The organism is Mucilaginibacter sp., assembly GCF_041088075.1.
GTDB lineage: Bacteria > Bacteroidota > Bacteroidia > Sphingobacteriales > Sphingobacteriaceae > Mucilaginibacter_A.
The window spans coordinates 75409-97674 of record NZ_JBGCVY010000008.1; the positions used below are offsets into that span (position 1 = coordinate 75409).

Sequence of the window (22266 nt, forward strand, 5' to 3'; positions counted from 1 at the left end):
AACTATTTTTATGGAAAATTACAAGGTTTATCGAAACCTAAAATCCAACCTGCAAAAAAAGAAAACCAGGCTGGCAGATTTGAAGGCGAAACTGACCGAGGTTAAAGTTGAAATAGAAACTTTGGAAATTGAAGTTGAAGAAGATATCAACGGCTTAAACATGGTTTTTGACAGTATTATCAGCCAAAAAAGCAATTAAACCTGATCTAAAATTGGAACTATAAAAAACAACAATGATGAAACTTAAGCATTTATACTTTTTGGTTTTTTTAAGTTTGGTTTCTTGTCAAAAAAACAAATCAAAAGCCGCTGAAAACCTGAAAGCAGTGCAAGATACAACCAAAAAAACCGATACCAAAAAGAAAGCAATTTTTAACCATCGGTTTTGATTGATTAATTAAAAAAAGTTTTTGAAATTAATGCTTCTTTTAGCATACATTTTTTGTTAAACATTTCGTTGTATGTTTTTTAAATTCACAATCAAAAGTAAAAGATGCTGAAACCTATAATCACTGCTGTTTTTTGTTGCATGGTTTTTTTCTGTTCGGCACAAAAGCAACTGTTAACTTATCCCGAATTGCAATCAATTGTTCAAAACAATCCTGACCAAATTACCATTTTTTTGAAAGGAAAAAATTATCAGATTTTACCCGGTTCAAATAATAATAACTTGCATTTTTTAGGCTTGGTTGCAGATGAAGATTATACCGATATCACAATCAGTTTTGAGAAACGCCATACGATAATCCACCTCACTACAACCAACCAGCCACAAGTTGCAGTGATACAAAAATACCTCCAAAGTTATAATGGTAAAAACAGCAAAGGCTCTACCATTTACCGCGTAAAAGATGGAGCCTTTTCTACAATTGCGATTAAAGAAAACGAACCTAAAGTAAATAGTCTTAAAGTTTATAACATTGATCTGGAAAATTAAGAACCAAACTTGAGTGCTTCTTTTACCTACTGTTTTTTGTCTTTTGGTTTATTTTCGGTAATGTAACCGTTAAAAGAAATAGGCTGACGATTGTTGCTCGTAACGTTTAAATTGGCATAGCCCAGCTCAGAAACCGATAAAATCATTTGCCGGGTTTCTTTTACGTTATGTGGTACAATTGTAATTTCCCAGCCGCTTTTTTTGTTGTTGCTGCTGTTGTAGTCAAACTTTTTAGTTTTAAACTGAATCCCGGTTTGGGTTGGGTCAGTCGGGTCCATTGGCGCAACATAGGCACGGCCATAATAAGGCAGGTAGCAATCTATAGAATCTTTACTGACCGTTACATTATAGTTGTAATTTAACTGAATGTTGCTCCAACCCTGTGGCAAGGCCATCTGTGCCATAAAAACAAAGTTATGGTTGTCCATCATGTTTTTTACGTCCTGCTTTTTTTCCGCTGTTTTTTGCGCCCTTGTAGTTTTGGTATTTTGGGCAGAAGCTGGGTTTGAACTCAGCAGCGTTAAAAACAGCAGCACAATACTGCCTAAAATATGGGTGTAATTGCGTTTGGTATTCATGCTAAAAAATGGTTTTTGTTTAATCAACAATAAAATTAATTAACAACGAAACCAAAGATCAGTTTAATACAAATGCTTCTTTTATGACATAAAAATTGCTGTGTAGTAGTTGTAACCCTCCTGGTTCTCAAGCGGCAATACAAGTTTCAGGGGAAATAATAGTTTAAATAACTACTTGTTGCAGATACTGTTTTTACCGGCAAAAAATCAATATCAATTTATTGCCGGTAAAAGAAGCATCGTTAAGATTGGGCAACCGGCTCTTTGATCGGTTGGCCATCATTGCGGTAATAGGGGCGGATGATCAAACGTGTGCCGCCATTGTAACTGATGTAACTGCCCAGCCAATTGATAAAAACAACAACTTTGTTTCTAAAGCCCATCAGCAAAACCAAGTGAACAAACATCCAGGTTAACCAGGCAAAAAATCCTTGAAATTTAATTTTTCCTAAATCCACAACGGCTTTGTTACGGCCAATAGTTGCCATCGAGCCTTGGTCGTTGTACACAAACTTTTCCGTCGGTTCGTTTTTGATCAGCCTAAGCAAGTTTTTTGCCAGGTGCTTTCCCTGCTGGATTGATACCGGAGCTACGCCTGGCAAACCTTTTGGCATTCCTTCGCTAACGGTGGATGATACATCGCCGATGGCAAAAACATTGTTCAGGCCAATCACCCGGTTTATTTCGTCGGTAGAAATGCGGTTGCCCTTGGCAATAAGTTCTTTCGGAATGCCTTCCGGCACAACGCCTATCACACCTGCAGACCAGACTACATTTTTGGTTTTGATCTTTCTGCCGTCTTTAAAAGAAATGACGTTGCCATCATAGCTTTCCACCATCAAGTTTGTCAACACTTCAACATTCATTTTTTCCAAAAACTGTTGCGCTTTTTTGGAAGCCTGCTCACTCATATTGGCCAAAACCTTGGGCAGTCCATCTACCAGATAAACCTTCATTTCCTCCTTGTTCAATTCCGGATAGTCTTTTTTAAGGATGTAATTTCGGATTTCTGCTATCGAACCGGCCAATTCTACACCGGTTGGACCGGCACCTACCAAAACGAAAGTCAAATAAGGTTCGCGCTCTTCTTTGGTTGGTAATAACAAAGCCGTTTCCAGGTTTTGCAAAACAGCACTGCGCAAATTCAAAGCTTCCGGAATACTTTTCATCGGAAGCGTGTATTTTTCAAAGTCCTTGTTTCCAAAAAAGTTATTGGTAGAACCTGTGGCAAGCACCAGGTAATCGTAGGCAATTTCGCCGATGGTGGTATCAATACTGTTTTTATCGGTATTAATTTTCTTTACTTCGGCAATCCGGAAACGAAGGTTTTTTTGTCCTTCAAAGTTCTTTCTCAACGAAAAAGCAATCGAATCGGCCTCCAAACTTCCGGTTGCCACCTGGTACATTAGTGGCTGGAAAGTGTGGTAGTTGTGTTTATCAATTAAAATAACCTCTACTTCTTTGTTTTTCAAACTGTTTGCAAGTTCTATACCGCCAAAGCCAGCGCCAACGATCACGACTTTAGGGAAATTGGAGTTGTATGTTGATTCCATATTGTTATTACAGTGTTTTGAGGTTTCTGTTTGGCTGAAAATACAAAAGCCGTTCTGAATAATCAAAACGGCTTTTAAAATAGGAGATTCGGATTATTTTAAGTCTTTTTTCCCAAAATCTACAATCACTGGTGTGGCTACACAGATGGAAGAATAGGTGCCAAAAATAACACCGATCAGTAATGCAAATGAGAAACCGCGGATTACTTCCCCACCAAAAACAAACAATACAATCAGCACAAATATTACGGTTAAAGCGGTGATAATCGTTCGGCTTAACGTGCTGTTGATGGCATCATTGATGACCACTTTCGGGTCATCAGTTTTTGCATGGTGCAAGTTTAAGAATTCCCGGATTCTATCAAACACTACAACCGTATCGTTGATGGAATAGCCAATCACAGTTAATATGGCAGCGATAAATGCCTGATCAATATCCAACGAAAAAGGCAGGATCCCGTTGAACAGCGAGAAGAAACTTAACACCAGCAAGGCATCATGTGCGGTTGCAATTAAAGCGCCCAAGCTGAACTGCCATTTGCGGAAACGGATCAAAATGTATAAAGAAACAATCAGAATCGCAAACACAACTGAGTAAAATGCACTTGTTTTGATATCGCTGGCAATGGTTGGCCCAACTTTTTGCTGGCTCATGATCTTGCTGGGGTTGTTAACCAGCTTTAAGCCTTCTTTCAATTTGCTTTCAGCTTTGGTATCGGCCGTAGGCGAGTTATCATCAACCAAATATGGCGTGGTGATACGTAATTGTGGGTTGGTTGTACCAAAAGTTTTAACCTCAGTAGTCAAGTGATAGGTTTTATCTAATGCATCGCGTACTTGCTGGGCATCAACCGGTTTTTCAAAACGAACCACATACGTTCTTCCGCCTTTAAAATCAACGCCTAAACTAAAACCACGGGTGATGATTGAAATTAGTCCGGCCAAAATAAACAAACCGGAAAAGGTGTAAAACTTAAACCTGTTTTTTACAAAAGCGTAATGTGCATTTTTGAAAGTATGGTTGCTCCAGGGATAAGAGAATTTAATGTCCCAGCCTTTTTCCAGCATCCATTCAAATATCAAACGGGAAATTAAAAGCGAACAAAACAATGAAGTGATAATACCGATCAACAGCGTAGTGGCAAAACCCAGGATTGGGCCGGAACCAAAAATGTATAAAATAACACCGGTTAAAAAAGTAGTGATGTTTGAATCGAGGATGGAAGGCGTGGCATATTTAAAACCATCTGCCACAGCAATACGGACAGATTTGCCATGTGCCAGTTCTTCCCGCACGCGTTCATAAATCAAAACGTTGGCATCAACCGAAATACCTAAAGTTAGCACGATACCGGCGATACCAGGCAACGTTAAAACTGCGCCCAAACTTGCCAACACACCAAACAGGAAAAAAACATTGATAAAAACAGCAACAACAGCAACACTGCCTGCACGGTTGTAATAAGCAACCATGAAAACCAGCACCACCAATAAACCAACTACACAAGAAATTAAACCGGCACTAATCGCTTCCTGGCCTAAAGAAGGGCCAACGATGGCTTCTTCCACAATGCGGGCAGGGGCAGGCAAACGGCCGGCTTTTAAAACATTGGCTAAATCTTTGGTGTCATCAACGGTAAAACTACCGGAGATAGAGGAAACACCGCCGGAGATTTCGTTTTGAACAGTTGGTGCGGAATACACATAATCGTCCAAAACAATAGCGATTGCTTTTTTATTGTTAGGGTCGGCAGCAGCGGCGGCAGTAATTTTGCGCCATTTGGCTGCACCTTCGGTATTCATGGTCATCTGCACTTCCGGACTGCCTTTCTGGTCGTAATCATTACGGGCATCCGCAATTACATCGCCAGCCAGAACAGGCCCGCCTTCAGCCCCCGACAGTTTAATGGCGTAAAGTTCTACACGGGGGATCTTATCGTTAAAACGACGGTTATAATCGTCATTTACTGTCATTGCTTTAACGCCCCAAAGAAAACGGACATTTTGCGGGATAACAGATTTAACATCAGGGCTGTTTAGCAAATGGTCCACTTTAGCCGTATCGGCAACGGCAGCAAAACCAATAACAGGGCCGGGGGCAGGCTGAATGCCACCATCCTGCGAAGCATAAACATTCGGGCGAAGCATGTTTTGGTTAAGCAAAGGACTGTTGACCGCAGGATTGCCCGTTTTTGAAGTTTTCGCACTCGTATCGGCCAGTTTGCTTTTGGCAACTTTATTTAACAAACCACCAGCAGCCGTAGAAGTATCTGTTTTTGCCGATGCTGTTTTTACCGTAGTATCTTTGATGGTTGTTCCGGCTTTTGCTTTGGCAGCCAAAATGTTGTTGATATTGCCCAGCAAATTCAAAACTTCCGAATTGTCAAAAGTTTCGTAAAACTCTAACTTGGCCGAACCTTGCAATAATTTGCGGACACGGTCAGCATCAGAAACACCCGGCAATTCAATCAAAATACGGTTAGTCCCGCTTTGTAGTTGAATGTTTGGTGCCGTAACGCCAAATTTATCAATACGAGTCCTTAAAATATTATACGAACGGTCCACCGCGCTTTTGGCCTCATTCTGCAAATAACGTTTTACCTCGTTGTTAGAAGCATCAAATTTGATACGGCTTTGGCTTTCTTTTGTCGAAAAAATCGGGGCCAGTTTGCCGTTTGGGTTCAGCTTTTCGTATTCGTTAACAAACAGCGTGATGTAATCCTGCTGACTTGTTTTTGATTGTATTTCGGCATTGGACAAGGCCTGGTTAAAAGCAGGATCGGTGTTGTTATCGGACAAGGATTTTACCAGTTCGGCCAGCGAAATCTGCATCGTAACGTTCATTCCGCCTTTCAAATCCAAACCCAAAGCCAGCTCTTTTTCTTTGCAGTACTGATAGGTATGGTTAAAAACAGGATAAACCGGCTGTGTTGAGATAGAATCGAGATAAGACCGTTCCTTTTCAGGATTGCCTTTAGCATAATTCCTGGCATTGCTTTCTACATGTTGCGCCACCCAGGTGAAGGATAGCTGATAGAGGCAAACAATGGCCAGAACAATCGCGAAGAATTTAATTACTCCTTTACTTTGCATGTGCTGTTAAATGTATAAGATATGTTGTTGATGGGTTTTTTAACAAGACGGCAAAGCTAACAAAAAAACGGAATTTAGGTTTTTTTATATGATAAAAGAAGCATCAGCAATTTACCGACGGTTTAGTGTGATGAAAGAATAAGCAAGAAGGTTTTTTTCGTCCGGAGAAAAATCCTCACGGCTGCTTTCCCGCCATTGGTTTGGATCAATTTCCGGGAAAAAAGTATCGGCCTCAAACTCATGATGAATTTTGGTGAGATAAATGCAATTGGCTAATGGCAGGGCTAAATTGTAAATTGTTGCGCCGCCGATCACCATCACTTCCTCATTTTTACCTGCTAAAAGAAGCGCTTCTTCCAGCGACGGTGCAACTTCGCAGCCTTTAATTTCTTTTATATTTCTACTGATGACGATGTTCCTTCTGTTTGGCAACGGTTTGCCGATGGATTCGTAAGTTTTTCTGCCCATAAAAACAGTATGCCCGGTCGTAATCTGTTTAAAATGTTTCAAATCAGCGGGCAAATGCCAAAGCAATTGGTTGTTTTTGCCGATGGCGTTATTGGCCGCAACAGCTACCACAAGGGAAATCAACATGGTTATTTTACAGTTAAAGTGTTGTTGCTGGTATCGGCATCCATAAAAATTCCGCCATCAATATTTACCGAACTTATTTTTTTAGGTGATAAAAGAAGTATCGTGGCTTGTTTCTGGTTTTTCTCCCAAACTGTCGGCGTTTGGTGAAAAGTGTGGGTTGAACCATCGGCATAAGTAACGTTCACATCAAAAGGAACCGCAAAACCGCCAACGTTATCTACCGTTAAAGTGTCTCCTTTTTTGGCCGGGTTTAATGTTTGGATAGAAAGGTCAATATAATTGGACGAGAAAAACCAATTGTTCCAAAACCAGTCGAGGTTTTTGCCCGAAGCGTTGCTCATCGAATAAAAGAAATCCCAGGGAATTGGATGTTTGCCATGCCAGCGGCCCATAAATTCATGCAAACTTTTTTTGAAAAGCGCATCGCCCAGCATATCTTTCAAAGCCAGATAAGCCAAAGCAGCTTTTCCGTATTCGTTATCGCCCAAAATATTTCCCGGCGTTAATTCGCCGCGCGTTACGATTGGCACTTGTATCGTTTTTAAATTCCGGTTTTTAATCCAGCGGTTCACGCGAAATTGTTTGAAGTTTTCGGAAGCTTTTTCTTTTCCCAAATCCTCTATGCCAATTAAATATTCCAGCGTGGTTGCCCAGCCTTCGTCCATAAAACCGTAACTTGATTCGTTGATGCCCATGTAAAACGGAAACCAGGTGTGCGCAATTTCATGTTCCGCCACAAAACGCGAAAAAGTGGTGTCGCGGTTCGTGTCGTCGTTCACCATCATCGGGTATTCCATATCCGCAAAACCCTGAACGATGGTTGTTTTTGGAAAAGGATAAGGCACGCCCGGCCAGTTTTTTGAAAACCAGTTTAAAGCGTGTTGCCCATAACGAACCATTTGGTGGAAATCCGCAGCATCGTCATTGTAAGCCGCTTGTACACTTGCACGGCGGTTTGTTTTTTCGTCCACAATTGTGCTGCTCGCGTCCCAATCATAATGGTCGCTCAAAGCCAAAGCAACATCGGTAATATCGTTGGCTTTCCATTTCCAGGTGTTGGTTGCGTTTTGGGCCGTAACCTGATGGTTTAGCAATTCGTTTTTTGTTGCGATGTGAATGACAGAATCAGCCGTCATAGATTGATTTAACCTTTGTGCATAAGCCGGATTTAAAACTTCATTCGGGTTTTGTAAAGTTCCGGTTGCCCAAACCACAAAGTTTTTCGGAACGGTAACTTGTAAATTGTAGTTGTTAAAATCGTTGTAAAACTCGCGCCCTCCGGTAAAATCCAAGCGGTCCCAGCCGTTGTAATCATCATAAACCGAAACGCGCGGATAATAATAGGCCAGGAAGTAAGTCGTTTCATCCAAAATACCTTCACGGCCTTTTTGCGGCGAAATGTAGAAATGCCAGTCAACGTTGAGCTTGATCGAATCGTGCGGTAGCAAAGGCTTGTCTAAATCCACGTTTTGCCAGGTGTAATGGCCTTCATTATCCGGCAGCGGTTTGGTTTTTCCGTTTATTTTGAATTGGTCAATCACAATTCCGTTGCTCAGCGTATCCGCTTGGCTGTTCGGGTTTCTCCGGGTGCCGCGTTTGTGGATATTTTGCACGAGGCGCATCACCAAAGTCATCAACGTATCCGGGCTGTTGTTAAAATAAGTAATGTCTTCCGTTCCGCTGATATTCCTTCCCGGCGGATTTGCAGTAATCGAAATATTATAATTGCCGTGATTTTGCCAGTAGTTTTTGCCCGGCTTGCCGTTGGTTAAATGCGTGCCTTTTTGAAAAGCTTTTTGGATATCGGGCGGCATCGGCAGGTTTTGGCCAAAGCTTTTTGTGCAACAAACAAAAATCAGCAACAAACTTACTGAAGAAATAATTTTAGATTGACCGTTGAATTTCATACCAATTTTATAGGGGTAAAAGAAGCATTGCGCTTTTTTGTTCGATTTTGCTATTTAAACTGCAACCGCACCTTTAATATGCGGCCAGGCTTCATAATTTTCCAACGTAAAATCTTCAAATTTAAAACCGAAAATATCTTTTACATCAGGATTAATTTTCATCGTCGGCAGTTTTTTCGGCTCGCGGCTTAACTGTAAATTCGCTTGTTCGATGTGGTTGTTGTAGATGTGTGCATCGCCCAAAGTATGGATAAAATCGCCTGGATCCAGATCGCAAACCTGTGCCAGCATCAGCGTAAGCAAAGCGTAGGAAGCAATATTGAACGGAACGCCCAGAAAAATATCAGCGCTTCTTTGATACAATTGACAAGATAATTTTCCATCCGCCACATAAAACTGGAACAAACAATGGCAGGGCGGCAACGCCATTTTATTCACATCAGCCACATTCCAGGCCGAAACGATTATGCGGCGAGAATCCGGGTTGTTTTTCAATTGCTGAACCACTTGACTAATTTGATCAATGTGGTTTCCATCCGGCGTTGGCCAGCTGCGCCACTGGTAACCATAAACCGGACCGAGATTTCCATCGGCATCCGCCCATTCGTCCCAAATTTTTACGCCGTTGTCTTTCAGATAGTTAATGTTCGTATCGCCGCTCAAAAACCACAACAATTCGTGGATGATGGATTTTAAATGCAGCTTTTTCGTGGTAACTACCGGGAAACCTTCCTGCAAATTAAAGCGCATTTGGTAGCCAAAAACACTGATGGTTCCGGTGCCGGTTCGGTCGTGTTTTTGGTTGCCGGTTTCCAAAACGTGGCGCATCAAATCCTGGTATTGTTTCATTTTGATTTTTATGTGATAAAAGAAGCATCACGCAGCCACAAAGAAAAATAATCTATTTTTGGAATCCTATTAATGTTTAAAATTAGGTTTATCAACACATGGTCATTTTCCCCAACGCAAAAATAAATATTGGTTTAAATGTGGTTGAACGCCGGGCAGATGGTTACCACAATTTGGAAACCGTTTTTTACCCGATACAAATCAAAGATGCGCTGGAAATTGTGTTGAGTGATGAACTGCGCTTTACTTCTTCCGGCAATGCAATTCCCGGAAATGCAAACGATAATTTGTGTTTGAAAGCGTATCATTTGATAAAAAAGGATCACGATTTGCCGCCGGTCAATATTCATCTCCATAAAAATATCCCGATTGGTGCAGGTTTAGGCGGAGGCTCTGCCGATGCCGGTTTTTTCATCAAACTGTTGAATGAAGTTTGCGAAATCGGATTAAGTACAGAAGCAATGGAAAATTACGCGCGGCAATTGGGTGCCGATTGTGCTTTTTTTATCGGCAATAAACCGGTTTTTGCTTTTGGAAAAGGAGATTGGTTTGAGAAAATCGAACTCAATCTTTCCGCGTATCATTTGGTTTTAGTGATGCCGCCCGTTCATGTTTCTACGGCCGAAGCTTACAGTGGCGTTCGTCCTGCGCCTTCAATTCATGATTTAAAGCTTGCCATAAAACGCCCGGTTGAAGAATGGAAAGACCTGATTAAAAACGATTTTGAACGATCTGTTTTTCAACATCATCCTAAAATTAAGGTGGTAAAAGAAGCATTGTACCAGCATGGCGCAATTTATGCCGCCATGAGCGGGAGCGGGGCTTCGGTATTTGGTATTTTCAGCAAAAAACCCAATTTGCAGGAATTGGAAAAAGCAAACCAGGTTTTTTATGCTGTTTAGGTTGATTTACAAATGCGGATTTTGATTCGCTTTGTCATGCCGAATTTATTTTGGCATCTCATCATACAGATTGTCATCAGAACAAGTTTTAAGCCTTGCTTGTGAGATACTGAAACAAGTTCAGCATGACAAAACCCACAAATTACAATCCGGCATCATCCGTAACGCCGTGGCCAAAACCTTCTACCCAATCTTTGTCGCCCTGGCCTTTTGCAATAGCTGTAAGCAAACGGTTGTGTATAATTGCAGCCATTGGCATTGGCGTTTCGCTTTTTTGTGCCAAAGTAAAAGCTAAACGGGCATCTTTAAAACCCAGCTTCGCCTTAAACCCAACCGGCTCGTATTGTTTGTTGGCGATCAGCTTACCATAATTCTGATAAATTGGTGCATTGAACAAAGTAGAACCAAAAAAGTCGGCCATTTTTTTGGGGTCAATACCGTTTTTTTCGCCTAATGTGAAAGCTTCGGCCATCATTTCCATGGAAGCCATGATCATAAAATTTCCGGCAATCTTTACCACGTTGGCATTTCCCGGTTCTTCACCAAAATCTACCACGCCTTGCCCCATGCTTTCTAAAATCGGTTTTGCTGCTTCTTTTATGGATGAATTTCCAGAGGTGCAAATCCAAAGTTTCTGTGCAGCCGCTGCTTCCGGTCGGCCAAAAACCGGCGCAGTTAAATAATGCGATCCGTTTTGCTGGTGCAAAGCATTTAATTTAACAGAAGTTTCGGGCGAAATGGTACTCATCGAAATATGTACGGCGCCTTGTTTTAATGATTTTAGCAAGCCTTTTTCTCCGCTCACCGCTTCTTCTAAAATTCCGTCTTCGGAAAGCATCGTAACCACATATTGCACATCCGTTGCCGCTTCTTCCGGCGAGTTGCAAACGGTAACGGCTGTCTGCTCCAACTCATCAGCTTTTGATGCCGTACGGTTGTAAACCTGCAAAGTGTAACCTGCTTTAATCAAATTTTTGGCCATGGGCAAACCCATGTTGCCCAATCCTATAAACCCTATTTTTTCTTTCATTTTTAATCGCTGATGTAATCCCGGTCTTCCTGGCTTAGTGTATCGTAAGGAGGCAAGTTGTTTTGATTTGATTGGTTTGTGTTGTTGTTTTTTGATTTGGAAGGGCTGCCCATCATAAAACCCAAAATGATACCGATGGCGCCAACGCCCGTCATGATGACTAATTTGGGCAAATACATTTCCCAGAACAAAACCTTGAATTTTACTTCGTCCGCATTTTGCATCAGGACAACGGTAACCAGCACCGTTAGCACCACCACAAATAAAGTTTTCGCCCTCATGATTTTGATTGGATTAACATTTCGTTTTTACGGGTTGTTTTAGGTCAAAGCAAGCTAATTTCTGCTTTTAAAAAACAATAACTAATAATTAAAAAGAAAAGCAAATTTTGGTATGCGCTTTGTACTACTCATATTGGTTTTGGTGCAATAAAAATTCAGTTATTCTCTTCGGTTACCGGTAGTTAAACCTTCGCTGCAGCAGCACCAATTCTTTTTAAGCTGCCGTTTTAAAAACTCTATCATTTGTTTAAAAGCTTATTACTAAAGCTTTGATAAATAATATACTAAAAGAAATAATTAAGGTTAAAATAGCTTTTGCTAAAAATTGTAGTTCTATTTTTGTGTTAATCTTTCTTTTGCTTTTATTGTTTCTGTAATTAAATTTTATGATTGTTTGATTATCAGTAATATATTAATTTCAAAATCAATTCGTTTTGAATAGGTTTTTATGATTTCTCCAAAATTATAGGGGTAAAAGAAGCATCGGCCAAAATAATAGTACCCGTGTGCAAATACTCTTTTTAGCAGACAAAAATTGATAACAGATGTGTTTTGAGGAACACGACAGAACTTAAAAAAAGAAGAATGTTAAGTGTTTTGTTTCTTGAGGCGATAATTAGCCAATTTTTGTTGGGCAACCGGAAACAAAAATATGGTGGAAAGGATTAAAATAGCTCCGATCCAAAAGCCGGGCGTCATCTTTTTAAGGTCGCCAAAAAAGATAAAAGCCATGATAATTCCGTAAACCGGCTCTAAATTGGTAACCAAAGCAACCCGGAAAGCGGACAACTGGCGCATCACAGAAACGCCGGCAACGTAAGCAACAGAGGTACAAACGGTTCCGAGCAGGAGCAGATACGCAAAATCATTGCTGCTTAAACGCAAGGAAGTTTTAAAACCGCCCATAAAAAACAGGTAAACCGAGAGCCAGAAAAACGCGCCTGTAAGTTCGTAAAAGGCAATAACAGGCGCGGGTTTTTGCTTGACCAATTGCGCGTTGATGATCGAAAATATACTTGCTGTGGCCGCACTGATCAAGCCTAAAATAATACCCTTCGTGTATTGAGATTCAAATTTAAAGATCAAAACAATGCCGCAAATAATCATCAGCCCGGCCAAAATCTCCAACCGTGAAATTTTTTTATTGGTTACCAAAGGCTCAAAAACAGCCGTAAACAAAGTGATGGACGAAAGGCAGACCAGCGTTACCGATACCGTCGAAATTTTAATGGATTGAAAAAAAAGCAGCCAGTGCATCCCAACCAAAGCCCCGGTGCAGGCAAGCTGCAAAAACGTTTTCCAATCTACCTTAAACTTAACTTTGGCAAAAACTAAGTACAGCAAAAGCGATAAAGAGGCAATGAGCAGCCGGTACCAAACCAGATAAAAAGCGGAAACAGAAATCAATGCGCCCAAAATCCCGGTAAATCCCCAGATAAAAACAGTACCATGCAAGATCAGCAGGTTTTTTTCTAAAGGGCTTAAAGCGGTTTTAAATTTCATTTCATTTATTTTGGTGCATTACGGAGCAGGTAAATGCCGAGAATCCCGAAAATAATATCAGGGATAAAAACAGCAATGATAGGCGGCAAACCTCCCTTTAAGGCAAAAACTTTAGAAAACTGTACGGTAACAATGTAGGCAAAGCATAAAAAAATGCCGATTCCCAAAGGCAAACCAATGCCGCCGCGCACTTTTCTGGAAGACATGGCAACGCCGATTAGCGTTAAAACATACGCAGAAAGCGGGTAAACAAAGCGTTGAAATTTTTCGTACCGCAAATCAACCAAATTACCAGTGCCACGGATTTTTTCTTTTTCAATATTTGCGTTCAGCTCCTTCAATGGCTGGGCATCTATATTGTTACGGGCCTCAAAATCAATGGGACGCATATCCAAAACCGTGTCTTTTTTGGTGCCGTTTACCATTTTTTCTTTTAAGCCGTTAACGTAGCGGATGGAATAATCAAGCATGGACCATACCCTTTTTAACGAATCATAACTGATGCGCGTGGACATGATTTTTTCTTTCAGCGTATCACCGTTAAATTTTTCTAATACAAACTGATAGCCGGTATGCTGCGATTGTTCAAAAGACTGCAGGTACACAAACGTATTTTTGTCCAACTGCATGTGCACTTCACTTTTCTGCTCGCTGTTGCCGTTGCTTACATATTTGTTCTCGAAACTGGTTTTAAGCTGGTTGGTATGCGGAATGATGAAAACGTTAAAAACCAGCGAAACAATAAAAATAATAGACGAAGCGAAGAAATAAGGCCGCAAAAACCGGTTAAAACTCGCGCCTCCGCTTAAAATAGGAACGATCTCGGTTTGGTCGGCCATTTTTGCGGTAAAGAAAATAACGGCGATAAAGTTGATCAGCGGCGATAAAAAGTTAAGGTAAAAGGGGATAAAGCCGAAATAATACTGCGTAACAATATCCCAAAAACCCAAATCGTGTTTTAAAAAATCGTCCAGCTTTTCTGAAATATCAAAAACAACAATGATGACGAGAAATATCCCAAGCGTAAAAAAAAACGTGCCGAGGTATTTATTGATGATATACCAATCAATGATTTTTAAATAACGATGCGTTAGTTTCCGCATTACAACCGTTGTGATACTGTTTTTACCATACTATTTTTCCAATTGTAAAACGTGCCGGCGATGATTTGTTGCCGTGCTTCTTTTACCAATGCCAAATAAAAATGCAAATTGTGCAAGGTGGCAATCTGTGCGCCAAGCATTTCGCCGGAATGGATCAAGTGCCGAAGATAAGCCTTTGTATAATTTTTATCGGCAAACAAAGCACTGCTTTCATCAATGGCCGAAAAATCGTTTTTCCATTTTTCGTTTTTAATGTTGATGATGCCGTTCCAGGTAAAAAGCATTCCGTTTCGGGCGTTTCTTGTCGGCATTACGCAATCAAACATATCAATACCAAGCGCAATATTTTCGAGCAAATTAACCGGAGTGCCAACGCCCATCAAATAACGCGGTTTGTTTTGGGGGAGGATGTTGCAAACCACTTCGGTCATCGCGTACATTTCTTCGGCCGGTTCGCCAACGGATAAACCGCCAATCGCATTGCCTTCGCGTTCAAAAGAAGCAATTACTTCTGCTGATTTTTCGCGCAGATCTTTATAAACCGAACCCTGCACAATCGGAAACAAGGTTTGCGAATGGGCGTATTTCGGTTCTGTCGAATCAAAACGGTCGCAGCAGCGTTTTAGCCAGCGGTGCGTCATTTCGATGGAGCGGCGCGCATAACCATATTCGCAGGGGTAAGGCGTGCATTCATCAAAAGCCATGATGATATCGGCACCGATAGTCCGCTGGGTGTCCATCACATTTTCAGGTGTAAACAAATGCCTCGAACCGTCAATATGCGAACGAAAGGTTACGCCTTCTTCTTTAATTTTGCGGACTTCCGTTAGCGAATAAACCTGGTAACCGCCGCTATCCGTTAAAATCGGTTTGTCCCAATTCATAAACTGATGCAGCCCGCCTGCTTTTTCCAGTGTATTTAAACCTGGCCGCAAATAAAGGTGATAAGTATTTCCGAGGATAATCTGTGCTAAAACATCATCCGCCAATTCGCGCTGATGGACGGCTTTTACCGTTCCTGCGGTGCCAACCGGCATAAAAATCGGTGTTTGTATCGTTCCGTGGTCGGTGGTAATTTCTCCTGCCCGGGCTTTAGAATTTGGGTCGAGGGCAATCTGCTGAAACTTCATTTATCGTAAAACACCAATTGTGCCGCAAAATTAGAAAATAAAAGAGCCTGTTTAAATTTATACAAGAAAAAATGTCAATGCTTCTTTTACCCTATAAAAATTGGTGTCCGGATTAACCTAAACAAATCAAAACCCAGTTGCGCACCAATTTTTAGGCGATAAAAGAAGCATCGAAACTTGGATAAGTAAATTTTAAACATTCTCAAACCATTTAGCAAAGGATAATTGCTTTGGCTATACCGGATTGTGGTTAATTTTTAAGAAATTTGCCAGCCGAAATTTGGTTTACCATTGGAAATACTTTTACCTTATCTACTGTTTGCGCTGTTCCAAGTCTGTTTTGTTGTTCAGCTTTATTTCCTGGTTTACCGGCAAGGAATTTTAAAATGGGCAAACAGCAACAGTTCTCCTTCCAACCAAATTTTACCGGTTTCGGTGATTATTTGTGCGCGAAACGAAGCGCAAAACCTGCAGGAAAACCTGCCGCTCATCCTCGCACAAAATTATGCTGATTTTGAAGTAATTGTAGTGAACGATTGCTCGGTTGACGATTCGGCACACGTTCTCGATCAGTTTAAAAACAGTTACAAAAATTTAAAAGTAGTTACCGTAACAGAACACAAGCGTTTTAAAACCGGCAAAAAGTTTGCTTTAACGATGGGCATCAAAGCAGCAAAAAACGAATACTTGTTGCTGACAGATGCCGATTGCAAACCAGCTTCCGATCAATGGATCGAACTGATGCAAGCCGGTTTTTCCCAGGAAAAAGAAATCGTCCTTGGCTATTCGCCTTACCGCAAAACCGGTGGCTTTTTAAATACGTTTATCCGGTTTGAGACGGTAAAAACAGCAATCAGTTATCTTTCGGCTGCCTTGCACAACAAACCATATATGGGCGTTGGCCGCAATTTGGCTTATACCAAAACTTTGTTTTTTCGTTCGAAAGGTTTTGCCGCGCATTTGCACCTGCTTTCGGGCGACGATGATTTGTTTATCAACCAAAACGCAACAGCTATCAATACAGCGATCCAAATCTCGCCGGAAGCACAAACTTTTAGCGAAACAAAAAAGGGTTTGGCGGCCTATTACCGCCAAAAAAGGCGGCACATGGGTGTCGGGAAGTATTACAAAGCAAAAAACCGCACATTAATTACTTTAGATGCTTTGAGCGGATTTCTTTTTTATATCTTTCTAACGGTTTTATTAATCTTTAAATTTGAGCCCTGGATTGTAACCGGCATCTTTATTTTCCGTTTGATGGTACAATGCTTCTTTTACCCGGCAATATTTAGAAAACTGGATGCCAAAGACCTCGTTTGGTGGTTTCCGATTTTAGATTTGTTTTACTATGTTTATTTAAATGTATTTGGTGTTGTTGGCTCAGTTACAAAAAATCTGAAATGGAAATAAACGTTAACTTCTCTGAAAACGCAAAGAACGATTTTAATTTGGTGGTGCGTGCCAAAAACGGCGAGCAAAAAGCTTATGCCGATTTGATGCAGCGTTACAAAGAATCAATCTATTTTATGGTTTTGAAAATGGTAAACAATAAGGACGATGCGCAGGATTTGACTGTGGAAACCTTTGGCAAAGCCTTTCAAAAACTGGATAAGTACCAGCCTGAATTTGCTTTCAGCACCTGGCTTTTCCGTATCGCCACCAACAATTGTATTGATTTTATCCGCAAAAAAAAGCTGAACACGCTTTCTATTGACCGTTTGGTGGACGAAGAAGGCAACAACCAGCCGCTGCAAATCAAATCCGACACGCTGAACCCGGAAGAATCTTCCATCAAAAAACAACAGGCATCCGAACTGAAAATGATTGTGGAAGGTTTGCCGCAGCGTTACCGCAACCTGATTATGCTGCGTTATTTTGAAGAACTGTCCTACGATGAAATTGCAAAAGAGCTGGATTTGCCTTTGGGAACCGTAAAAGCGCAATTATTTAGGGCGCGCGATTTATTATCAAACGTGTTGAACCGCAGGCGAAAAGATATCAATAGTGACTTTTGACCTGATCCTTAAATATTTTCCTGATTTAACCCCGCAACAGCAACAGCAATTTGAGCAATTGCAGCCGCTTTACCATTTTTGGAACGAACAAATTAACGTCATCTCCCGAAAAGATATTGATTTGTTGTACGAACGGCACGTATTGCACTCACTTGGTATTGCCAAAGTTTGCAGTTTTTTGCCTGGAGAAACTGTTTTGGATGTTGGCACCGGCGGCGGTTTTCCTGGTGTTCCTTTGGCCATTCTTTTTCCCAAAACTAATTTTCACCTGGTTGATTCCATCGGCAAAAAAATTAAGGTGGTAAAAGAAGTTTCGCAAACAATCGGCCTCAACAATGTAAAAGCCACACATGCGCGCGCCGAAGAAATTGATGAAAAATTTGATTTCGTGATTTCCCGCGCCGTAACGCAGTTGAAAGATTTTTATCCCTGGGTGAAAGTTAAGTTTAACCAACAATCTAAAAACCAACTCAAAAACGGAATCTTGTATTTAAAAGGCGGCGATTTGCAGCATGAAATCAAAGAATCAGGTTTAAAAGTGAAGCTATTTGAGTTGAGTAATTATTTTGAAGAAGATTTTTTTGAGACGAAGAAAGTGGTTTACGTTCAGGCTTTCCAATAACCCTTCACCAATTTTATACCGATAAAAGAAGCATCGGCATTTATACTTTAAAATAAATTTTTAATTTAGGGCGAAAGTATTTATGTCTTTACTACACCAGCTTGCCTTAAAATTTGTTCCCGGGATTGGGGATGTCCTCGCCAAAAACCTGTTGAGTTATTGCGGCAGTGCGGAGGAAATTTTCAAAATCCCCAAACACAAACTGTTGTTTATTCCCGGTATCGGCCCAAAAATGGCTGCTGCCATCCTTAACCCAATCTGTTTTACGCGTGCCGAAAAGGAGTTGAAGTTTTTGGAGCGGAATAAAATCCAGGCGATTTTTTATACCGATAAGACCTATCCCAAAAGGTTAAAAAGCTGTGTGGATTCGCCCATGCTGCTTTTTTATAAAGGCAACGCCGATTTAAACAGGCAGCGCGTCATAAGCATTGTTGGAACACGCCATGCAACGCCTTACGGAAAACAGATTTGCGAAGAACTCGTTGCCCATTTAAAAGCTTTTGATGTTACCGTGGTTAGCGGTTTGGCTTACGGCATTGATATTTGTACGCACAAAGCTTGTGTAAAACATAACTTGCCAACCATCGGGATTTTGGGCCATGGTTTAGACCGTTTGTATCCGGCACAACATCGAAACACGGCGGAAAAGATGCTGGAAAACGGTGGCTTGCTCACCGAATTTCCTTCAGAAACAAATCCCGACCGGGAAAACTTCCCAAAACGTAACCGGATTATTGCAGGAATGACGGATGCAACCGTAGTGGTGGAAGCCAGCATCAAAGGTGGCGCATTGATTACTGCGGAAATTGCCAATTCGTACAACCGTGATGTTTTTACTTTTCCCGGAAGGATTGGCGACGAATTTTCGGAAGGCTGCAACTTTTTGGTGCGTTTTAACAAAGCCGGTTTGCTCACCGGTTATGATGATTTGGCCACGCAATTGGGTTGGCTGGACGATGTAAAACCTTTAAAAACCCAGCAATTGTTGTTTCCTTTAAACCTTTCGACAGATGAAAAACAAATATTTGATACGCTGAAAGTTTCAGAACAAATGGGGATTGATGACCTGGCCATCCGAACCAATATTTCTGTAAGTACGCTGGCCATGAACTTGTTGAATTTGGAAATGCAAGGCTTGGTGCGTTCTTTGCCTGGCAAGGCTTATAGTTTGGTGCGGTAGTTTTTTAAGGAAATGAATATTGCAGCAGTTTCCCGGTTCCGGCACTTACTTCGTTCCAATGTTCTTTATCAAAAGTAATTATAGCAAAAGCACATGTTTGCATCGTCGTCATTCTTCCGGTTAAACAATACAATAAGTTGCTGATGCCGGGATTGTGCGCTACCAAAGCTGCAGTCTGTTTTTGGTTGTCAATCGAATTTATTACGGCTAATAAAGCTTCAACTTCCGCCTCATAAATTCTTTTGTTTTTTTCTGGTTCTTCTGCATTGAAAGTATTGCTGAAAATATTTGCCGTAGTTAAAGCGCGCAGGGCCAAACTGCTGACAAAAAATGGTTTCAAAATACCCAGTTTTTTTAAAAGTCCGGCCATTTTTACCGCGTCGCTTTTGCCGGTAGTGGTCAAAGGCCGGTTAAAATCAGATGTTTTTTCCAAATTGTTTTCGGCCTCGGCATGGCGGATCAGTACTAAAATTTTCATCGGTAAAAGAAGTATTGTTATTTGTGTTTGAATAGGTAAGAAATCCCTACGCCGAAAACTTTGTTCCGTGTTTTTAAATTGGCATCGTCGTAAATTCCCGGTGTAGCAATATCTTTTAAACCATATTCATAGTCCAGCTCCAAGCCAATCCCATGTAAAAAGCGTATCTCTGTTTTAAAATTGATGCCATAATCGGTGCGTTTATAGTCGCTGTTTTCATCGTTCCCAAATTGTGCTTTGGTGCTTCCGTCCACATCCGAATCAAAAATAATCCCCGAAAGCGAGTAATTTCCCCAAAGTCCGTAGGCTGCATAAACGCCTCCGCCAAAATACAAATCCCCGATTTTAGTTTGTGTTCTGTACAGTAAATTCAGCGGAACTTGGAGGTAATACAAGCGGGTAGCTTTTTGCCGGTTGGTGCTTGTTTCCTCGTTGATGTAAATGTCTTTTCCGCCTTTGCCATCCAATAGCAAACCGGACTGCAATACTACTTTTGTCCATTGTTTTTCGGCAATGATCCCCAATTTAATATTGCTGTAAGTTTTTGACCGGTCTATCGAATGGGTTGGGTTATTGTAAGCACTTATGGTTGGAAAATTGATGCCCGCAGTTGCTCCAAATTTGACAGATTGGGCGGAAAGTTGCTTTCCAAACAATGCAAACATGCACATTACAAGCCCATACCTTTTTAACATTTTGAAATTAATTAAAGAAAACACTTTTATAAAATTAAACATTCGCACCAATTAGTTGAAGTTTTTTTATCATTGGTTTGCAAAATCAACCAACTGATGGTTCGGGATTTCGTGCATACATTTAAAATGGCCTAAAGGGCATTTTTCCAAACCAAACTTAGAGCAAGGCCGGCAATACAAATCAATGCCTACAACTTGTGCGTTTTTTGCTTCGTACGGCCAAACGCCCAGTAAATCCGGTGTAGTGCTGCCCCAGATAGAAGCAATCGGGCGGTCAAAAGCTTCGGCAATGTGGGTTAAACCGGTATCAAAACCCATAATTTTTTGGGCTTTGGTTAAGATGAAAACCGACTGATCCAAAGTGAGTTTGCCGCAGGCATTGTAAGTTTTTATGCCGGTAAAAGAAGCAACAACATTGCCATTTTGCTGCACGTCCGATCCGCCAAGCAATACAACCGGCAAATCAATGTCCCGGCAAACGGCAGCTACTTTTTCGTTCGGCATCCGTTTGGTAAAATGCGTGGCACCGATGATAAAAACCACAAAACCTGGCAGGTGGGAAGCGGGCAGCAGATCTTTTAACTCATACTGTTGCTTCAAATAATAATTGATGGGTTGATGGTCGTTCTTCACACCCAAAAATTCAACGGCCTCCATATAGCGTTCTACCAAATGTTTGGCCGAAACCAAATTCCAGCGCCACTTTAAAAAAAACCATTTTTTTAAAGGTTGTTTTTTGTAGGTTGAAGCAGAAACGCCAACACGAAGTTTGATGATTGCAGTCCGTAAATTGTTGTGCAGATCAATGATCTGGTCATAATTTTCTGCTTTAATTTGACGGATGGTTTCGGTCAAACTGTCTTCCAGCAACAGCAATTTATCCACAAAAGGGTTTCCTTCATAAATATATTTAAAAGCGGCTTTGGTTAAAAAATGGATTTCCGCATTCGGCAATTGTAGCTTTAAACAGCGCACAACCGGCGTAGTATAAATAATATCGCCCATCGAACTCAGGCGGACCACCAATATTTTAAGCGGTTTTTTCAAAAGATATTTTTAATGATGACAGACAAGCCTAAGGAAAAAAAACACAGAATTGTGCATGACATAAAACCTATCGTAACAAATAATTAATATACAAGTTTAGGCTGTTTTTTCTGCTTCAATATCGTCATACATCAACTTTTGGTTTAAACAGATTGTTTGGTTAGTGTTGATGTCGCCTTTATCGTCAAAGCTAATTTGCAGCAAGGCACCAAATATTTTGTTTGGCCAAGGCGGTACAGGCCAGTTTGACGAAGCCGGCAAAGTTTTTATATCTGCCCCAAACGCGGATGCTAAGTCTAAAATTTTTTCATGGTGCCAACAGATCAAGATATTGCAGTTGTTGTATTTAGTTTTATGCTTGATCGTTTTTTTTAATTTTTTAAAATCATCAACTGCGTATTTGTGCTTGATTTTTAATTTCAGTGCATCTGCCAAAGGTTGTATCGTTAAACGGGGACGGCAACTATCCGGGGAATCGGCACAGGAAAAAAGGTAATCAAATTTAATAGGTTTACCCCCAATCATCAAATTTTGAAAGTAAACCACATAAGCTTGGGCACGTTCTTGTCCGGCTATCGCCAAACCTGGCCCTGAATTTGGCTTTTCAGCATGTCTGATTAAAATAATATTGGTCTTGATCGGCATAATTAGTTATATTAATAAATTGTGTTTCTAAGGGCTTGTTTAAATTTTGTTCAACTTATTTTGTATGCTTCTTTTACCACATATAAATCACTATTTTTTTAGCGATAAAACCAGTACAAAATCC

The 22266-nt window shown here is 40.8% G+C and carries 22 protein-coding genes; 7 read left to right on the forward strand and 15 right to left on the reverse strand.

Annotated features, from left to right (window positions below; all coding sequences use genetic code 11):
- The first annotated feature begins 10 nt into the window (after positions 1 to 10).
- Together V5804_RS01015 and V5804_RS01020 are read left to right on the forward strand one after the other, a co-directional pair.
- On the forward strand, positions 11 to 199 hold the full coding sequence (locus tag V5804_RS01015) for a hypothetical protein (protein WP_369589512.1): 189 nt from the start codon (positions 11 to 13) through the stop codon (positions 197 to 199).
- Positions 200 to 493: 294 nt separating this feature from the next.
- Entirely contained in the window at positions 494 to 937 is a 444-nt protein-coding gene (locus V5804_RS01020) for a hypothetical protein (RefSeq protein ID WP_369589513.1), read from the forward strand.
- A gap of 26 nt (positions 938 to 963) precedes the next feature.
- On the opposite strand, the gene V5804_RS01025 is transcribed toward V5804_RS01020, so the two are convergent.
- The 6 genes from V5804_RS01025 to V5804_RS01050 all read right to left on the reverse strand — a co-directional run bounded on the left by V5804_RS01025 (position 964) and on the right by V5804_RS01050 (position 9511).
- A complete protein-coding gene (locus tag V5804_RS01025) occupies positions 964 to 1515 on the reverse strand; it encodes a DUF4251 domain-containing protein (RefSeq protein ID WP_369589514.1) in 552 nt (183 codons plus the stop codon).
- Between the two features lie 242 nt (positions 1516 to 1757).
- Positions 1758 to 3068: an NAD(P)/FAD-dependent oxidoreductase gene (locus V5804_RS01030; RefSeq protein ID WP_369589515.1), complete on the reverse strand. Its 1311-nt coding sequence runs from the start codon at positions 3066 to 3068 to the stop codon at positions 1758 to 1760.
- 93 nt (positions 3069 to 3161) lie between these two features.
- Entirely contained in the window at positions 3162 to 6161 is a 3000-nt protein-coding gene (gene secDF / locus V5804_RS01035) for a protein translocase subunit SecDF (protein ID WP_369589516.1), read from the reverse strand.
- A 111-nt stretch (positions 6162 to 6272) separates the two neighbouring features.
- Positions 6273 to 6755, reverse strand: coding sequence for a dihydrofolate reductase (locus tag V5804_RS01040; protein ID WP_369589517.1), 483 nt, complete (start codon positions 6753 to 6755; stop codon positions 6273 to 6275).
- Between the two features lie 2 nt (positions 6756 to 6757).
- A complete protein-coding gene (locus V5804_RS01045; RefSeq protein WP_369589518.1) occupies positions 6758 to 8662 on the reverse strand; it encodes a M1 family metallopeptidase in 1905 nt (634 codons plus the stop codon).
- A 54-nt stretch (positions 8663 to 8716) separates the two neighbouring features.
- The gene (locus tag V5804_RS01050; RefSeq protein ID WP_369589519.1) at positions 8717 to 9511 is read right to left on the reverse strand and encodes a thymidylate synthase; all 795 of its coding nucleotides are present in this window, start codon (positions 9509 to 9511) and stop codon (positions 8717 to 8719) included.
- Positions 9512 to 9609: 98 nt separating this feature from the next.
- Between V5804_RS01050 and ispE the strand changes: the two genes are divergently transcribed.
- Positions 9610 to 10413 (forward strand): 4-(cytidine 5'-diphospho)-2-C-methyl-D-erythritol kinase, encoded by an 804-nt coding sequence (gene ispE / locus V5804_RS01055; RefSeq protein WP_369589520.1) that lies wholly within the window; start codon positions 9610 to 9612, stop codon positions 10411 to 10413.
- A gap of 142 nt (positions 10414 to 10555) precedes the next feature.
- On the opposite strand, the gene V5804_RS01060 is transcribed toward ispE, so the two are convergent.
- From V5804_RS01060 to tgt, 5 genes are all read right to left on the reverse strand, one after another.
- Positions 10556 to 11443 (reverse strand): NAD(P)-dependent oxidoreductase, encoded by an 888-nt coding sequence (locus tag V5804_RS01060; protein ID WP_369589521.1) that lies wholly within the window; start codon positions 11441 to 11443, stop codon positions 10556 to 10558.
- Between the two features lie 2 nt (positions 11444 to 11445).
- Entirely contained in the window at positions 11446 to 11724 is a 279-nt protein-coding gene (locus tag V5804_RS01065; protein ID WP_369589522.1) for a LapA family protein, read from the reverse strand.
- A gap of 588 nt (positions 11725 to 12312) precedes the next feature.
- The gene (locus tag V5804_RS01070; RefSeq protein ID WP_369589523.1) at positions 12313 to 13227 is read right to left on the reverse strand and encodes a DMT family transporter; all 915 of its coding nucleotides are present in this window, start codon (positions 13225 to 13227) and stop codon (positions 12313 to 12315) included.
- Between the two features lie 5 nt (positions 13228 to 13232).
- Positions 13233 to 14330 carry an LptF/LptG family permease gene (locus V5804_RS01075; RefSeq protein ID WP_369589524.1) on the reverse strand — a complete coding sequence of 366 codons (1098 nt, stop codon included), beginning with the start codon at positions 14328 to 14330 and terminating at the stop codon, positions 13233 to 13235.
- Positions 14330 to 15460 carry a tRNA guanosine(34) transglycosylase Tgt gene (gene tgt, locus V5804_RS01080; protein ID WP_369589525.1) on the reverse strand — a complete coding sequence of 377 codons (1131 nt, stop codon included), beginning with the start codon at positions 15458 to 15460 and terminating at the stop codon, positions 14330 to 14332. Before tgt ends, V5804_RS01075 begins: the two co-directional genes overlap by 1 nt.
- Positions 15461 to 15751: 291 nt before the next feature.
- Here tgt and V5804_RS01085 point away from each other — a divergent pair, with 291 nt between their 5' ends.
- The 4 genes from V5804_RS01085 (at position 15752) to dprA (ending at position 19277) form a co-directional block, all read left to right on the forward strand.
- A complete protein-coding gene (locus V5804_RS01085; RefSeq protein WP_369589526.1) occupies positions 15752 to 16870 on the forward strand; it encodes a glycosyltransferase in 1119 nt (372 codons plus the stop codon).
- On the forward strand, positions 16861 to 17475 hold the full coding sequence (locus V5804_RS01090; protein ID WP_369589527.1) for an RNA polymerase sigma factor: 615 nt from the start codon (positions 16861 to 16863) through the stop codon (positions 17473 to 17475). The genes V5804_RS01085 and V5804_RS01090 overlap by 10 nt, the downstream gene beginning before the upstream one ends.
- Complete coding sequence (gene rsmG, locus V5804_RS01095) at positions 17465 to 18097, forward strand: 16S rRNA (guanine(527)-N(7))-methyltransferase RsmG (RefSeq protein ID WP_369589528.1); 633 nt, start codon at positions 17465 to 17467, stop codon at positions 18095 to 18097. The genes V5804_RS01090 and rsmG overlap by 11 nt, the downstream gene beginning before the upstream one ends.
- 82 nt (positions 18098 to 18179) lie before the next feature.
- Complete coding sequence (gene dprA, locus V5804_RS01100; RefSeq protein ID WP_369589529.1) at positions 18180 to 19277, forward strand: DNA-processing protein DprA; 1098 nt, start codon at positions 18180 to 18182, stop codon at positions 19275 to 19277.
- Positions 19278 to 19281: 4 nt separating this feature from the next.
- Here dprA and V5804_RS01105 read toward each other — a convergent pair whose 3' ends face one another.
- The 4 genes from V5804_RS01105 to V5804_RS01120 form a co-directional block, all read right to left on the reverse strand.
- Positions 19282 to 19755, reverse strand: coding sequence for a histidine phosphatase family protein (locus V5804_RS01105; RefSeq protein WP_369589530.1), 474 nt, complete (start codon positions 19753 to 19755; stop codon positions 19282 to 19284).
- Between the two features lie 17 nt (positions 19756 to 19772).
- Positions 19773 to 20420 (reverse strand): porin family protein, encoded by a 648-nt coding sequence (locus V5804_RS01110; RefSeq protein WP_369589531.1) that lies wholly within the window; start codon positions 20418 to 20420, stop codon positions 19773 to 19775.
- A 99-nt stretch (positions 20421 to 20519) separates the two neighbouring features.
- Complete coding sequence (locus V5804_RS01115) at positions 20520 to 21497, reverse strand: glycosyltransferase family 9 protein (protein ID WP_369589532.1); 978 nt, start codon at positions 21495 to 21497, stop codon at positions 20520 to 20522.
- Positions 21498 to 21593: 96 nt separating this feature from the next.
- A complete protein-coding gene (locus V5804_RS01120) occupies positions 21594 to 22142 on the reverse strand; it encodes a hypothetical protein (RefSeq protein ID WP_369589533.1) in 549 nt (182 codons plus the stop codon).
- Between the last annotated feature and the right edge of the window lie 124 nt (positions 22143 to 22266).